Annotated in this window: 15 protein-coding genes, 1 tRNA gene and 1 pseudogene; 10 read left to right on the forward strand and 7 right to left on the reverse strand. The window is 67.1% G+C overall.

The genetic code is table 11. The annotated features are described in order from the left end of the window. Positions 1-10: 10 nt before the first annotated feature. Positions 11-784, forward strand: coding sequence for a class I mannose-6-phosphate isomerase (locus tag BZF59_RS11785; RefSeq protein ID WP_086608473.1), 774 nt, complete (start codon positions 11-13; stop codon positions 782-784). 54 nt (positions 785-838) lie between these two features. Here BZF59_RS11785 and BZF59_RS11790 read toward each other — a convergent pair whose 3' ends face one another. From BZF59_RS11790 to BZF59_RS11810, 5 genes are all read right to left on the reverse strand, one after another. Next, positions 839-3,379 (reverse strand): HWE histidine kinase domain-containing protein, encoded by a 2,541-nt coding sequence (locus BZF59_RS11790; RefSeq protein ID WP_086608474.1) that lies wholly within the window; start codon positions 3,377-3,379, stop codon positions 839-841. Further along, a complete protein-coding gene (locus BZF59_RS11795) occupies positions 3,376-3,978 on the reverse strand; it encodes a biliverdin-producing heme oxygenase (RefSeq protein WP_086608475.1) in 603 nt (200 codons plus the stop codon). Before BZF59_RS11795 ends, BZF59_RS11790 begins: the two co-directional genes overlap by 4 nt. A 148-nt stretch (positions 3,979-4,126) precedes the next feature. Beyond that, positions 4,127-4,426: a polyhydroxyalkanoic acid system family protein gene (locus tag BZF59_RS11800; RefSeq protein ID WP_086608476.1), complete on the reverse strand. Its 300-nt coding sequence runs from the start codon at positions 4,424-4,426 to the stop codon at positions 4,127-4,129. Positions 4,427-4,429: 3 nt separating this feature from the next. Further along, a complete protein-coding gene (locus BZF59_RS11805) occupies positions 4,430-5,248 on the reverse strand; it encodes a hypothetical protein (protein WP_086608477.1) in 819 nt (272 codons plus the stop codon). After that, positions 5,249-6,460, reverse strand: coding sequence for a toxic anion resistance protein (locus BZF59_RS11810; protein WP_086608478.1), 1,212 nt, complete (start codon positions 6,458-6,460; stop codon positions 5,249-5,251). 208 nt (positions 6,461-6,668) lie between these two features. Here BZF59_RS11810 and BZF59_RS11815 point away from each other — a divergent pair, with 208 nt between their 5' ends. Then, on the forward strand, positions 6,669-8,237 hold the full coding sequence (locus BZF59_RS11815; protein ID WP_086608479.1) for a DUF389 domain-containing protein: 1,569 nt from the start codon (positions 6,669-6,671) through the stop codon (positions 8,235-8,237). A gap of 267 nt (positions 8,238-8,504) precedes the next feature. On the opposite strand, the gene BZF59_RS11820 is transcribed toward BZF59_RS11815, so the two are convergent. Further along, positions 8,505-10,238, reverse strand: a complete 1,734-nt coding sequence (locus tag BZF59_RS11820; protein ID WP_086608480.1) for a fatty acyl-AMP ligase — start codon at positions 10,236-10,238, stop codon at positions 8,505-8,507. Between the two features lie 227 nt (positions 10,239-10,465). On the opposite strand from BZF59_RS11820, the gene BZF59_RS11825 reads away from it, so the two are divergent. The 5 genes and pseudogenes from BZF59_RS11825 to BZF59_RS16440 all read left to right on the forward strand — a co-directional run. Further along, complete coding sequence (locus BZF59_RS11825; protein ID WP_245806137.1) at positions 10,466-11,044, forward strand: regulatory protein RecX; 579 nt, start codon at positions 10,466-10,468, stop codon at positions 11,042-11,044. Next, the gene (locus BZF59_RS11830; protein WP_086608482.1) at positions 11,038-11,559 is read left to right on the forward strand and encodes a DUF192 domain-containing protein; all 522 of its coding nucleotides are present in this window, start codon (positions 11,038-11,040) and stop codon (positions 11,557-11,559) included. Before BZF59_RS11825 ends, BZF59_RS11830 begins: the two co-directional genes overlap by 7 nt. Positions 11,560-11,568: 9 nt before the next feature. Further along, positions 11,569-12,111: an MOSC domain-containing protein gene (locus BZF59_RS11835; protein ID WP_086608483.1), complete on the forward strand. Its 543-nt coding sequence runs from the start codon at positions 11,569-11,571 to the stop codon at positions 12,109-12,111. 70 nt (positions 12,112-12,181) lie between these two features. Next, on the forward strand, positions 12,182-12,613 hold the full coding sequence (locus BZF59_RS11840; protein WP_086608484.1) for an NADH:ubiquinone oxidoreductase subunit NDUFA12: 432 nt from the start codon (positions 12,182-12,184) through the stop codon (positions 12,611-12,613). A 188-nt stretch (positions 12,614-12,801) separates the two neighbouring features. Further along, a pseudogene (locus BZF59_RS16440) lies at positions 12,802-13,038 on the forward strand (DUF2155 domain-containing protein); the annotation flags it as partial. 35 nt (positions 13,039-13,073) lie between these two features. Here BZF59_RS16440 and aat read toward each other — a convergent pair. After that, positions 13,074-13,865 (reverse strand): leucyl/phenylalanyl-tRNA--protein transferase, encoded by a 792-nt coding sequence (gene aat, locus BZF59_RS11850; protein ID WP_086608485.1) that lies wholly within the window; start codon positions 13,863-13,865, stop codon positions 13,074-13,076. Between the two features lie 92 nt (positions 13,866-13,957). Here aat and BZF59_RS11855 point away from each other — a divergent pair. The 3 genes from BZF59_RS11855 to secE all read left to right on the forward strand — a co-directional run bounded on the left by BZF59_RS11855 (position 13,958) and on the right by secE (position 14,845). Further along, positions 13,958-14,033 (forward strand) — tRNA-Trp (locus tag BZF59_RS11855). A gap of 243 nt (positions 14,034-14,276) precedes the next feature. Further along, positions 14,277-14,429 (forward strand): hypothetical protein, encoded by a 153-nt coding sequence (locus tag BZF59_RS16315; RefSeq protein ID WP_169712070.1) that lies wholly within the window; start codon positions 14,277-14,279, stop codon positions 14,427-14,429. Positions 14,430-14,602: 173 nt separating this feature from the next. Beyond that, a complete protein-coding gene (secE, locus tag BZF59_RS11860; RefSeq protein WP_086608486.1) occupies positions 14,603-14,845 on the forward strand; it encodes a preprotein translocase subunit SecE in 243 nt (80 codons plus the stop codon). Positions 14,846-14,874: the final 29 nt, after the last annotated feature.

The following is a 14,874-nucleotide window of genomic DNA, read 5'->3' on the forward strand; positions in this document are numbered from 1 at the left end:
GCCCACCCGGATGGTCGACAAGGTCTGGGGTCGCGACGTGCTGCCCGCACCCTTCGTCGCGCCTGCGGGTGAGCGGATCGGCGAGATCTGGTTCGAACCCCCGCCCGAAGTGCCGCAGGTGCTGGTCAAGTATCTGTTTACAAGCGAGAAATTGTCGGTGCAGGTGCACCCTTCCGATGCCACCGCGATGGCCGGGGAGGCGGGCAAGGAGGAATGCTGGCTGGTGCTCGACGCGGACGCCGACGCGCAGCTCGCCATCGGGTTCGAGCGTGAGGTGACCGCTGAAGAGATCGCAGCGGCGGCGCAGGATGGCTCCATCGAAGGGCTGCTCACCTGGCACCCGGCGCGGCCCGGCGACCTGTTCTACCTGCCCGCAGGCACGGTCCACGCGATCGGCCCCGGCCTGTCGCTGGTCGAGGTGCAGCAGACCAGCGACACCACCTTCCGCCTCTACGACTATGGCCGCCCGCGCGAACTCCATCTGGAACGGGCCTTGGCTGTGGCCGCAGGCGTGCCTTACGCAGCGCAGCATCGTCGCAGCATCGCCGATGGCCCGGTGCTGGTCGATGGCCCGCATTTCCGGCTCGACCGGATCGAGGGCACCCCCGATGCCGCCACCCATGATGCCTATCGCGGCGTGCTGCTGGTGTTGCCGCTGGCGGGGGAGGTGAGCGCGCGCGACGGATCGGCGCGGGCGGGTGCGGGGGAATGTCTGGTGGCCGACGGGCTCGACAGCCTCGATTTCAGCGCCGCCCAAGTGACCTTGCTGACCCGCGCGGCCTGACTTTGACGCAATGTTTCACGTGAAACATTTGCAGAACATCGTAGCCCGTCAGGCTTATGCCGTCACCAGCAGCCGCTCGATCTCGGTCATGCCATAGGGCTTGCGCAGCACGGCGGCGGCCCCCAGCCGTTCGAATTGCCCTGCGCCCTCGGCATAGCCGGTTGCCAGCACGAAGCGCACACCGGCGGCGCGCAGGGCCTCGGCGATGGGCTCGGAGCTTTCGCCGCCGAGGTTGAAGTCGATGATCGCAAAGTCGGGGCGATCCTCCGCGATGGCGGCCAGCGCAGCGCTGACCGAGCTTTCGAGCCGCACTTCGGCCACGCCCAAGCGCTTGAGGTTCTCCTCGGTGTCGAGCGCGATGATGATGCTGTCTTCCACCACCAGCACGCGCGCCGGGACGGCGGCGGGCACCACCGCGGGATCGCGCAAAGGCTCGTGCGGGGACGAGGGCCGCGTGCCCGGCTCGGGCGCGGGGAGGTGCCGCGCGGGGACAAGGAAATCGGCCTCCACGCCGGCGAGCTTGTAGCGCACATCGGCCTCGCCCCCCAGATCATGCGGGATCGAGCGGGTGATGATGGTCGAGCCGAAACCCTGCCGCGTCGGCGCGGTCACCGGCGGGCCGCCGCTCTCGCGCCAGCGCAGCGCCAGATCGCCGAAAGCGGTGCGCGCCAGCGTCACTTCCACCCGCCCGGCACGCGCCGACAGGCTGCCATACTTGGCCGAATTGGTCGCCAACTCGTGCACCACCAGTGCGAGGATGGTGTAGGCCTCGGGGCTGACCAGCACATCGGCGCCCACCAGCCGGAAGCGCGCGCGGTCGGCCCCGCAATAGGGCGCGAGTTCGCCTTCGATCAGGCGGGTGAGGCTCGCCGGGCCCCAGTTTCGCGCGGTGATATTGTCATGCGCGCTCGCCAGCGCGGCGATTCGCCCGCCGATGATTGCGGCAAAGCCGGGGACGCTCAGCGCCTCGGCCTGCGATTGCGCCACCAGCGCGCGGATCAGGCCGAGGATATTGCGCACGCGGTGATTGAGCTCGGCGATCAGCAGGTCCTGCTGCTCGGCCGCGCGGGTCCGCTCGCGGGTGAGATCCTCGCTCATCCGCAGCACCACTTCGATCAGCGTGCGGCGCAGCCGGGCGGCGATCTCGCATTCGTCGGCGCTCCATTCCGCGCTGTGCCCACGCACGGTCTCGGTCCAGGCGGCAAAGCTGGCGCGCGGCTGGAGCACCTCGCCGGGCTTGGCCGCCGCCTTGTCCGGATCGCCCGCCCAGGTGACCACGCGTTCGAGCGGACGGCGCCACAGCACCAGCGAATCCCGCGTGCCGCGCGACAGCGGCAGCACCAGCGCCCCTGCCCCGCGATCGGCAAAGGCGGCGGCCTCAGGCACCTGATCGGCGAGCCGGGTGGTGGCATGGGTCGCCCCGCCCAGCGTGCTGGCGAGCAGCGGCGCGATCGCGGTGAATTCGGCGGCGTCGGGCGCATCGCCGCTGGCGCGATATTCGCCCTCTGCGAAGAGCGAGATGCCGTCATGCTGGATCGTGCCGCTGAGCAGCTCCTCGATCATCGGCAGGCTGTCGGCGAGGCTCACGCCGTCCGCCAGCCGCAGCAGCAGGCGGTCGTTCAATTGCCGCGCCCGTTCGCGCAAGCCCTCGGCCTGCGCCACCAGAATGCGGTCGAGCATCAGCGAGAAGGTCTGGCTGAGCAGTTCGGCCACGGTGCGCAGCGAATAGGGCGGCAGGCGCGCCTCGCGGTGGTGGCACGAGATCATGCCCCACAGCCGGTCGTGCCGCACGATCGCGATCGCGAGTGAGGCCCCCACGCCCATGTTGCGCATATAGGCAAGGTGCATCCTGGAGTGCGAGCGCAGCATCGACATCGACAGGTCGAGCGGCGCGTCGTCCGGCCCCAGCATCGGCAGGATCGGCACGGCCTCGGAGTCCATGTCGGCGATGACGCGGAAGCGATTGCGGCGGAACAACTCGCGCGCCTGCCGCGGGATGTCGGCGGCGGGGTAGCGCAGGCCGAGGAACGGCTCGAGCTCATCGTGCCGGTCTTCGGCGATCACCTCGCCGCTTTCGTCGGGGTGGAAGCGATAGACCATCACCCGGTCATAACCGGTCATCTGTCGCACCAGCCGCGCGGCGGTGTCGCACAGCATCGCCACGGTGCTCGCCTGTTCGAGCTGGGCGATGACGGGGACGATCATGCCGACATGGTCGGCAAATTCGTTGCGCGCATGCGGCTCGAACTCGATGATCGATAGCCCGCAGGCCTTGTGCACCGCGCAGTCGAAGGGCTGGTTGCGGCCTGTCAGGTCAAGCCCGAAGCGGCGCTCCAGCGTGTCGACCCCGGCCAGTCCTGCGAGCGCCTGTTCGAGCGTGGCGAGCGCCGGGGCGGCGATCACTTGGCTGAGCGGGGTGCCCGGTTCGGGCAGGGTTTCGAGCCCCAGCAGATCGGCGACGTTGGCGGAGAGCTGCACCACCCGGCCTTGCGCATCGGCTGCGATCAGCCCGCCGAAATCCTGCACCGCGGCGATATGGTGGATCGCCTCGCGGTCGCATTCGGTCAGCGCGTCGCTGCGCTGGTGGAGATTCATGCGTCGGCGCTTTCGAGCGTGCGGTCCGGCGCGTGCCCGGTCTCGGCCACCGCGAGGAAATGGGCGAACACCGCTTCGGCCGCTTGGGTGGCGGCGGCGGCTTCGGCGGGCGGGGCGGGGCGTTCGATTCGGGCGCGCAGCTCCTGCCAGAAGCTCATCATCGCCCCATCACCAAGGAAGGCGACCGGCCATTCGCCGCCGCCGATCCGGGCCACGGCCTTGGCGATCGCGCGATTGCCGAGCGCCGATCCGGCCAGCACCCAGGCCGTGCCGAGCGCATGGCCCGGCGCCGCCCGCCCGAGCGTGAAGAGCGGGGCGGGTGCGGGGACAGCCACGCCCAGCTCCGCCAGATCGCGCGCGATCAGCGGGGTTTGCAGCGGGGGGCAGAGATCGCCGGGAGCATGGGTTTTGAGCCAGCCTTCGATCGGTGCGCGGGCGGCGTGTTGCAGGGCGAGGAAGCGGGCATAGTCCTGCCGCTGCTGCCAGCCGCTGGCGGCCTGCATTGCGTGATCGAGAAGATCATGCGCAACCATGGTGGCCGCGCGCAGATGGGTGCGCAGCGTTTCACTTGGCTTGGCCGTATCGCTGACCGGCGCCATGTCACCCGTCCTTCCCGCCCGAATCGGCTGGCTCGCCGAATTGCCGAACGATCCCGATTGTAAGGAAAATTAGGCAATTAAAAGTGTCAAAAACTTATGACACACGCGCGATGGCTTGGCAATTGGACTCTGGTCGACTTTGGCGGGCTCAGGGTGCGAGCAGGCGTCCGCCTTCCTTGCGCACCGCGGCTTCGAGCGGGCCCTTCATCACGCCGAACAGCAGCGGCAGATCCATCTCGATCACCACGTCGCTTTCGCGCACTTCGACCCCGCCGGGTATCATCTGGCCCATCACGACGGCGGTGATGCTCATGCGGTCTTCGTGCGGCCAGTCGGTCGTCACCTTGGCGAGGCCGGGGGGAAAGAAGCCGCCGATCTCATCGGAGTGCTTGCGCATGCGGGCGCGCACTTCTTCCTTGGTGAGATCGTGCGGCAGGACGACGCGCATCGCTCAGCGCTCCTTCCCGGCGGGCGTCACCGAGAAATCGGGCAGCGGCACGCCAGTGTCCGGCATCCCCGTCATGTCCTCCAGCGCTTCCGATCCGCCATAGCGGTATTCGAGATAGCGGCTCTTGATCGCCAGATTATCGAGAGCGCCCTCCGCCAGCCGGCGGGTGACGCGATCGACCTCGCCCGAGAGCTTGGAGAGACTTTCGGTCAAACGCGCATCGGCGGTCTTTCCGGCATATTCCTCGGCGCGCAGATGCGCGGGGATCTTGCGGTAATTGTCGATGGTCTCGGGGATGTATTCGCCCACCAGCTCGCGCACTTCAGCCATCGCGGGATGCGCGCCGTCGAGGCCCTTGAGCTGCAATCCCAGCGCATCAAGCTGCACGCCGAGCTGATCGACCAGCGCCTGCGCCGGCAGGGGCAGGGCCGGGCGCTGGGCTTCAAGCCACAGCTCGGTGCGCGCGACCATCTGTCCGGGGTTGCCCTGCTTGAGCTCGGCACGCTGCGGCACCTTCACCGTGCCCGACAGCGCGAACACGCCGACCGCGACCACGGTTGCGACCAGCGTTGCCATGAAGCCCCAGAACAGGAGCGGGCCGACAACCGCGCTGAAAATTCCCGCGCCGACCCAGATCGCGAAGACGGCAAGCGCGATGTTGCGCACCTTCTTCAGCACCGCCTTGGTCTTCAACTCCGCCGAGCCCTTGCCGATGCTCGCCCCGCGCAGCCCCGGCCGGTGCGTTCCGCCATCGCGCTGTACCACGAGGCTGGTCTTGGCCTCGCGCAGGATGCGGTCGGAATCGCGGGTGGTGTCGGGCATTTATTTGTCCAGCGCCAGCAGTGAAGGCTCGCTCGCGGCGACCTTGGCCTGCGCCTGCGCCTGACCTTCGGCACGGGCGATATAGCCCTTGGACTTCTCGACCTCGCTGGTTAGCACGGTCACCGTCTGCTTCATCGATTCCAGTGCGCGGACCTTGAAATTGTCGACCTCGTCCATCGTGTCGTAGATGTTCTGGAAGGCGCGTTGCAGCGTCTCCAGCGGGATTGTCGAGGACGCCGCCTGCTCGTGAATCTGCGCGGTCTGTTCGCGCAGCAGCGTGCTGGTCGAATCGATGATGTCGCTGGTGGTCTTGTTGAGCGCCGTGATCTGGCCGAGCACCAGCCGCTGGTTGGTCATCGCCTGCGCCACGGTCACCGCCGTGCGCAAAGCGCCGACGGTGGTGGTGCTGGCGCGGTCGACACCCTTCACCAGTTCGACATTGTTCTTCTTGACCAGATCCAAGGCGAGATAACCCTGCACGCTGACCGCCATCTGCGTCAGCAAGTCCTGCGTGCGCTGGCGGACATAGAACAGCGCCGATTCCCGCAGCGCCTTGGCCTTGGCCGGGTCGGACGAGTCCAGTTCCAGCGCCTTGGCCTCGAGCCGTTCGTCCAGCGTCTTGGCGATGTGGATCATCTGCTCCAGCTCGCCCATCGCCGCCCACAGTTTCTGGCGCTCGGTATCGATCGCGGCGTTGTCGAGATGCAGCTCCTTCTTGCCGCTTTCGAGCCGCGTCAGGATTGCCGCGATGTGCCCCTGCGCGGAGGTGTAGCTGTCGAAGTAGTTCTTGATCTTGTTGCCGAACGGAATGATCCCGAGGATCTTGCGCGGGCCCGACAGCTTGCCCTGCCGGCCGGGATCGAGATCCTCGACCGTGCGGCGCAGTTCGGCCAGATCCTTGCCCACGCTGCCGTCACCGTCCATCGCGCGCACCGGGCGATCGAGAAAGCGGTTCGACATCGCGGCGGCGGCACGGACCTGTTCCTGCCCCATGCGGGTGATCTGATCGACCTTTTCGCCGAACTGGGGCGAATTGGCATCGACCGAGACGAGCTCGCTGACGAAGGCATCGACCTTGGTGTCGAGCTTGGACTTCTGCTCGGTGGTGACCGGCACCAGCCCCGCCGCCTGCTCGGGCGCGACCGGCGGCACCGGATCGGGCGGGGTCAGCGAAAAGGGGGTCGCGGTGGCCGTCTGGGTTTCGGTGCTCATGTTCGCGTCTCGTGCTCCCTCAAGCCCCGTGCCTGAGCCTTGGGGCGATCTTCACTGTATTAGTGATCTAAAACACACCTTTCAAGCGGTGTGCGCATCCTAGGCCGGATTGGCCCCGTGCGTCCATCGCACCGACGCGGATTCATTGGCAATCGCGCGCGCGGCGGGTAATTGCTGGCCAGACCATTCTGCCGCACAAAGGCCATCCATGACCGAGACCACCGCCAAGACCGCTTCGCAGGAAGACGCCGCCGCCACCGAGGCAGGAGCGAGCGCTGCGGCCAAGCCGGCACCCAGCCATGTCCCGGCGACGCTGGCGACGGTGGTGCACAGCATTCGCGAATGGTGGACGGTGCACGTCATCGGCCAGGTCGATCAGGCCGAGGTGACCGAGCGTCGCCGCGAAGATGGCAAGATGTCCGAGCACTACCTGTTCATGACCGCAATGAGCGGCGGGATCGCGATCCTCGGTCTGCTGCTGTCATCGCCGGCGGTCGTGATCGGGGCGATGCTGCTGTCGCCGCTGATGGGGCCGATCATGGCGCTGGGCTTTGCGCTGGCGATCGGCGACTGGGAATGGCTCAAGCAATCGGCGATTACGCTGCTGATCGGCAGTGCGGGCGCAGTGCTGCTGTGCGCGGTGCTGGTGTTCCTCTCGCCGATCCAGACCATCACGGCCGAGATCGCCGGACGCACGCGTCCCAATCTGTTCGATCTGTTCGTGGCGCTGTTCTCCGCCTTGGCGGGTGCCTATGCGATGATCCGCGGGCGCGAGGGCGCGATCGTCGGCGTGGCGATCGCGACCGCCTTGATGCCGCCGCTCGCGGTGGTCGGGTTCGGCCTTGCGACCTGGAACTGGACGGTGTTTTCGGGCGCGCTGCTGCTGTTCGTGACCAACTTCATCACCATCGCGCTGACCGCCTTCGGGATGGCCAAGCTCTACGGCTTCCGCAATTCGCTGAGCGCGCGCAACACCATGTTCCAGAACATCGCCCTGCTGACGGTTTTCATCGGCCTCGCCGTTCCGCTCGGCTATTCGCTCAACCGGATCGCGTGGGAGACCAACGCCCAGCGGATCGTGCGCGGCGAAATCAGCTCGCAGTTCGACGGACGTTCGCAGCTGGATGCGCTGGAGATCGATTTTGCCGCCAGCCCGGTCGGCATTCACGCGGTGGTCTTCACCCCATCGCTGCGGCCGGGTGTGGAGGAATCCGTGGCCAAGGGCCTGACCGAGCGGCTGGGCGAGCCGGTGGCGCTCGATCTGGTGCAATACGAAGTCGGCACCAATGAATCCGCTGCCGAGCGCGCGCAGCTTTCCGCTGCCCGTGCGCGCGAGGACCGCGAGGCAACTGCGCGGGCCGAGGCGCTGACCATGCGCCTGTCGCTCGCCGCAGGGGTGGCGCCGGATGAGGTCATGCTCGACCAGACCCGCCGCCGCGCGCTGGTGCGGGCCAAGCGGCTCGCCGGGGCGAACCTTTCCACCTACCGCGCGCTCGAGACCCGGATCGCGGGCACCGAGCCCGGCTGGCGGGTCGAACTGATCCCGCCACTGGGCGCGCTGCCGGGAATCGGCGTTCTCGAGGGTGAGCCCGATCCCACCGCGCTCGACCTGATCGGCTGGGCGGCGCAGCGGCTCGACCGGGGCATTGTCCTGACCGGCCCGGCCAGTCAGACCGAAACCGCCGCCCAAGCCCTGAGCGAGGCCGGTGTCACCGTGACGACCCGCCCCGGCAACGGCGCGCTGCGCGCGAGTTGGGCGGAAGATGGGGGAGGTTAGGAGGCAGGTCCGCTTTGAGGCAGCTTTCGCAAAAAGCCTGCCGTTCGGGAAACGACCCCTTAGCGGCCCTCTACTACTCGTCGCCCCGTGCTTGACACGGGGTTTGGCTTTTCTTCCTCTCAGGTGGCGAAGCAAAGGAGCCAAGCCCCGTGTCAAGCACGGGGCGACGGTGAGGAGAGGCGGCAGAAAACCACCCAATCCCAGCCATTCGGTCACCGCCTCTGATTGCTCAAAAGCGGACGCAATGTTCGAGGCTGCGCTGAGGCGCTATGCCGCCAGCGGAATCGGCACGATCTCGCCTGCCAGATAGAGCTTCTTCGCCTTGGCACGGCTGAGCTTGCCCGAGCTGGTGCGCGGCAGGGTGCGCGGGGGGACGAGCTCGACGATGCAGCTCATGCCGGTGACCGAACGCACCTTGTCGGCGATCTGGTCGCGCAGACGCACGCGCTCTTCCGGGTCGGAGACCTTGCAATGCACCAGCACGGCGGGGGCTTCCTCGCCGTTTTCCATCTCGATCGCGAAGGCGGCGATGTCGCCGTGGTTGAAGCCGGGCAGCTGCTCCACCGCCCATTCGATATCCTGCGGCCAGTGGTTCTTGCCGTTTATGATGATCATGTCCTTCGCCCGGCCGACGATGAACAGATAGCCATTGGCGGTGTAGCCCATGTCGCCGGTGTCGAGCCAACTGTCGGCAAGACAGTCGGCGGTGGCTTCGGGATTGCGGAAATAGGAGTGCATCACGCTGGGGCCGCGGCACCACACCTTGCCGATCTGGTGATCGCCGCGGGTCTCGCCATTCTCGCCGCGGATCGCGACGTCCATGTCGGGCAGCGGCTTGCCGCAATTGACGATCGCGCGGTAGCGGGCCGGGCGCGAGAGATCGCGCGGCGCGCCCGACAGGCGCTCTTCCTCGACCAGTTCGACACGGATGCCTTCGCCCGGCGGCATCACCGTCACCGCCAGCACCGCTTCGGCAAGGCCATAGGACGGGGTGAAGCTCGAAGCCTTGAAACCCGCCTCGGCAAAGGCGTTGACGAAGCTCTGCATCACGTCCGGGCGGATCATGTCCGCGCCATTGCCCGCGATGCGCCAGCGCGACAGGTCGAAGCGTTCGGCGACGTTCGACTGGCTGGAGATGCGGCGCGCGCAGATGTCGTAGCCGAAGGTGGGGGAATAGGAGAGCGTGTTGCCCTTGTTGCGGCTGATCATGTCGAGCCACGCCAGCGGACGTCTCGCGAAGGCATCGGGCTTGAGGTAATCGCCGGAGACCTGATTGGCGATCAGCGAAAGCAGGCAGCCGACCAGCCCCATGTCGTGATACCACGGAAGCCAACTGACGCAGCGGTCGTTCTCGCCAAGCTCCATCGTGGTCGAATGGCCGTAGAGATTGTGCAGCAGCGCCCGGTGGGTCACCGCCACCCCGGTCGGGAAGCGGGTCGAGCCGGAGGAATATTGCAGGTAGCAGATATCGTCCGGATTGGCCTGCGGCAGTTCGCAATCGGGGGCGGGTCGCTGGCTGAAATCCTGCCAGCTTTCCGCCGCGCAGCCCTGCCGCGCGGCAGCCGCAGCAGCCATTTCGCCAATTTCTTCCGGGTAGAGCAGGATCTTGGGATCGCTGCTCATCAGCTGCACGGCCAGCTGGTCGATGAAGCTTTCCTTGCCGCCGAAGCTGGTCGGCAGCGGCAGCGGCACCGGCCAGGCGCCGACATAGACGCAGGCGCAGAACAGTGCGGCAAATTCCGCCCCGGTCTCGGCGATCAGAGCCACGCGGTCTTCCTTGCCGATCCCCGCCGCGATCAGGCGGCGCGCCATGACAAGGGCATCCTCACGCATTTCGGCGTAGGGATAGACCCGCGAAAGTTCTCCACGCATATCATGAAAGTTGAGCCCCTTTTGGCTCTTCGCGGCGTAGTCGATCGCGTCGTTGAAGGTTGCAAATTGCGCACGGATGCGCGGCAGGTCGCAATCATTCGGCGTCGGCGTCAATGCGGCGTCGGTCATAATTTTCAGCGATACCCGTAAGTTGCGGCGCGTTTCATGGCGATATCCCGTTCGCGCTCTGGCATAACCCCGTGTCGCCGGGCATAGTCCGGCGGCGTCCAATATTTCGCATTTGATAAGGAAAGTGGCACGAATAAGGCGAAATGGTTTCACGTAAAGCGAATTCGTCATCGTCCGGTCGCGATACCGGGGAGGATCGCCGCGTTTCGGGGCGGGGCGCAAAGCGGGTGAAACCCCCGCTGGGCGAGGCGCAATTGCGCGATCTGGCGCTGCATTATGCCGCCCGCTTCGCCACCACCGGCGCGCGGCTGGAGGGCTATCTCGTCCGGAAGATCCGCGAGCGCGGGCTGGCCGAGGACGCCGACGGGCGCACCATCGATATCGACATCCCCGCGCTGGTCGCCCGGCTGGTGGAATTGGGCTATGTCGATGACGATGCCTATGCCCGGATGCGCGCGCGCGATCTGGGCGCACGCGGCTATGGCGCGCGGCGGGTGGAAGAGACTTTGCGCCATGCCGGTGTCGACGAAGGCCTGCGGCAAGCCCATGCGCCGGGTGAGGCCGCCAGCCGCCGCGCTGCCGCGCTGCTCGCGAAAAAGCGGCGGCTCGGCCCTTGGGGCGCGCCGGGCGAGGGCGGCGATCCGCTCGCGACACGCAAGGCCCGCGAAAAAGCCGTTGCAGCAATGCTGCGCGCAGGCCACCAATACGAACACGCCCGCTACATCCTCAGCGCATCGCTGCCGGAGGATGTGGAGCAATGGATTGCCGAGGCGGAAGAGGCAGAAGGGATCGACGCGCGATGGTAAGGCACTGGCTGGCAGCGGGATTGCTGGGACTGGGAACGCTGGCGGCCTGCTCGCCCGGCGAAAGCGCAACCGCGGCGGCGCAAACGCCTGTCCCGCCCGCGAGCGAGGCAGAGGCGGCGCGCCACCCGGTCTCTGGGCTGCGGGTGATCGATCTGGTGGTCGAGAGCGGGGGCAAGCGCCTGCCGTTCAAGGTCGAACTGGCCGACACGCCCGAGGCTCAGGCGCGCGGGCTGATGTTCCGCACCGAGCTCGGCGATTTCGAGGGGATGATCTTCCCCTCCGCCACGCCCGAGCCGCGCAGTTTCTGGATGAAGAACACGCCGCTCAGCCTCGACATCATCTTCATCGGGCCGGACGGCCGGATCGCCAATATCGCGGCGAACACCACGCCCTATTCGCTCGATTCGGTGAGTTCCAAGGGCCTTGCCAGCGCCGTGCTGGAACTGCGCGCCGGCCGGGCGGCGGCGCTCGGGATCGTGCCGGGTGACAAGGTCAGCTACACGCTGCCGCAATAGCGCTCGGCCATGAGCGCGCGTGTGATCGCGGTGGCCCGCGATGCAGGGCATCGCTTCTCCAAAGCGGTCGTGCCGGAAATCGCCATCCTTGCTGGTCTCGGCGTGGCGGGCGACGCGCATAGCGGGGAGACGGTCAAGCACCGCTCGCGGGTGCGGGTCGATCCCTCGCAGCCCAATCTGCGGCAGGTGCATCTGATCCATGCCGAGCTGTTCGAGGAAGTCGGCGTGCAGGGATTTCGCGTCGGGCCGGGCGATCTGGGCGAGAACATCACCACAGCCGGTATCGACCTCCTGGCCCTGCCGCGCGGCGCGGTTTTGCGGATCGGGGACACGGTCCGGCTGGAGGTCACCGGCCTCAGAAACCCCTGCACGCAGATCGACAGCTTCCAGCGCGGGCTGCTTGCAGCAGTGCTGGAAAAGCGCGCCGACGGCACGCTCGTTCGCAAATCGGGCATCATGACCATCGTGCTAGCCGGCGGCGCCGTGCGGTCGGGCGATTCGATCGATGTTGACCTGCCCGATCCGCCCTTCCTGCCGCTCGACCGGGTTTGACCCGATTTCGCTCTCCGGCGATCATCTTCCACCTTGGCGCTCCCCGCCAATTCCGCTAGGCGCTCGGCTCATGGGAATCCTCGGAAAGATCTTCACCTGGTGGGATGGTGCCACCATCGGCACGCACCTGTGGGCCAGCCGTGCCAAGGGCGAACACGTCGGCACCGATGCGGCCGGCAACAAGTATTACCGGGAGCGTCCCCGTGCTGCCGGGGCCAACACCGGCTCCTACACCGCGCGTGAAAAGCGCTGGGTGATGTACAATGGTGCCAATGATGCCAGCCGCGTGCCGGCCGAATGGCACGGCTGGCTCCACGGCACCTATGACGAGGTGCCCGAAAGCCACCTGCCCCCGCCGCGCATCTGGGAGACCGACTACACCCCCAACGCGACCGGCACGACGGCCGCCTATCGTCCGCAAGGCGCGCTTGAGCGCGGCGGCCAGCGCGCCCGTGCGGTGGGCGATTACGAAGCCTGGACCCCCGGCGGCTCGGACAGCTGAGGCGCGGGGCGTTGCGCGGGATATTCCTTGTCGCCACGCTGGCGAGCGCGCTGATGCTGGCGGGCTGCGATTACTTCGCCGCCCCGAAAGAGGATTCGGTGACGGTGCCGCTGGATGGGAACGCCGCTGCGGAGACCCCGGCGGCTGACGCCTCAGGCGCACCAACCAATGATTACGGCGCCACCCCGATGAAGGATCGGGTCGCGGTGCTCGGGCTGCTCAACAAGCGCAACAATGTCTCCGAAGAGATCAAGCTGAAGCCCGGCGAAAGCCGCGAGATCGGCCCGGTGATCGTGCGCGTCTCCGCCTGCGAGCGCACCGCGCCGTGGGAAATGCCGCAGGATACCGGGGCCTTCGTGCAGGTCGACATCCGCAACCGCGGGGCCGCGCAGCATTCGCGCGTGTTCTCGGGCTGGCTGTTCCGCGAATCGCCCAGCGTCAACGTGGTCGAGCACCCGGTCTACGATGTCTGGGTCAAGGACTGCACGATGAGCTTCCCGGGTGAGGAAGGCCCTGCCGCGCCCAAGCCCGAAGCCTCGGCCAAGCCCGCCGCGCGCCCGGCTTCCCCGGCGACACCTGCACCGGCAGCCCCGGCGGCATAGGCGCCGCCAAACCACCGCCACGCGGTGCCGAGGCTGGTGCGCGGCTGGCCCTGCGCGCGTTCCACCATTCGCCGGTATTCGGCCTGCGCCAGCTCGGTCGCGCCCATGCTGCGCAGATGTTCGGTCATGAACTGGCAGTCGAGCAGCGCAAAACCCGCGCGCGCCATCATCGCCACCAGCCATGCGAGTGCAACCTTGCTGGCATCGGGCACCCGGCTGAACATGCTCTCCCCGCAGAACACCCGGTCGAAGCTGACGCCATAGAGCCCGCCCACCAGCTGCGGCCCGCCATCCTCGTCCGCTGCCCAGCACTCGACCGAGTGGGCGTGGCCGGCGCGGTGGAGGCCGATATAGGACTGCACGATCCGTTCCGAGATCCAGGTTTCGGGATGATCCTCGCGCGGCTCGGCGCAGGCGCGGATCACCTGTTCAAAGGCGCGGTCGACCGTCACGGTGAAGCGATCGGCGCGGATCACCTTCTTCAGCGATTTCGAGAGATGCAGGCCATCGAGCGGAATGATCGCCCGCTCGCGCGGCTCGACCCAGAACACCTCGCTGTCCTCACGCTTGTCCGCCATCGGGAAAATCCCGCTGCGATAGGCAAGCAGCAAGGTCTCAACCGGGATCGGAGGGCGTTGGGGTGCGTGCATGGTTGCAGTGCACAATACATGGCCGGGCGGCCTGAGGCAAAGAGGATTGCCTAACGCGAGTGGCTCGGATAAGGGGCCGCTTCCGCCAGTGCAGGGGTGTAGCTCAGCTGGTAGAGCATCGGTCTCCAAAACCGAGGGCCACGGGTTCGAATCCTGTCACCCCTGCCATTTTGTTTGCGAGGCGGCCTCCGCCGCTTCGTCCTCGCGGCAGTTCCTCCATTTCGCTTCACTTCATTTCGGGCCGCTGCGGGCGCGCGGTCGCGCTTGCGACGCTTTTGGCGTCGGATCGCGCTTCCCGCCGTCGCTGGAACAGTGGGCCTTTCCCACAAGCCACCGTTCATCCTCGCGTAAGGCGAACCGTGTATTCCTGTCGACGAAACGTTTGATCGCATCCGGCACAGGAGAATCAGGATGAGCGCCTATACCTTCCGTTCCTCGCGGCCCGATCACTGGGTCAGCCCGCGTCCCACCCGCGATCCCGCGCGCCGGATGGCGATCCACGGGCCGCTCCAGCCGATGCAGCCGCGCGGCGGCGTGCTGGCGCGCTGGCTGGGGATGCGCTGAGGCGCGCAAGCATTCTTGCAATCGCACGCCCTTGGGCGTAAGAGCCGCAACGTCTTTTCCGACATCGGTAGATTATCCAGCCCCTCCGGCGACCTTGTCCCGGGCGGCGCGGAGCCCTACCTGAAAGCCGGCCGGTGAAGACCACAGGCATTACGCGAAGGACAAGGGCTGCCATGGCCGACAAGATGATCGCTCCCAAGGACGGGGCAGAAGAAAAGAAGCGCAAGACCTCGCCCGGCGAATTCTTCGCTCAGGTCAAGGCGGAGACGAACAAGATCGTCTGGCCGACTCGCGAGGAGACCGTGCGCACGGCGATCTTCGTGTTCATCTTCATGGTGATCCTGGCGGTGTTCTTTCTCGGCATCGACAACGTCTTCGGCCTGACCGTTCGCACGCTGATCGACCTGCTGCAGTAAGGCGCGCGAATCGCCGCGCACAAGATCCC

The organism is Erythrobacter donghaensis (assembly GCF_002155425.1).
In the GTDB taxonomy this organism is placed as follows: domain Bacteria; phylum Pseudomonadota; class Alphaproteobacteria; order Sphingomonadales; family Sphingomonadaceae; genus Erythrobacter; species Erythrobacter donghaensis.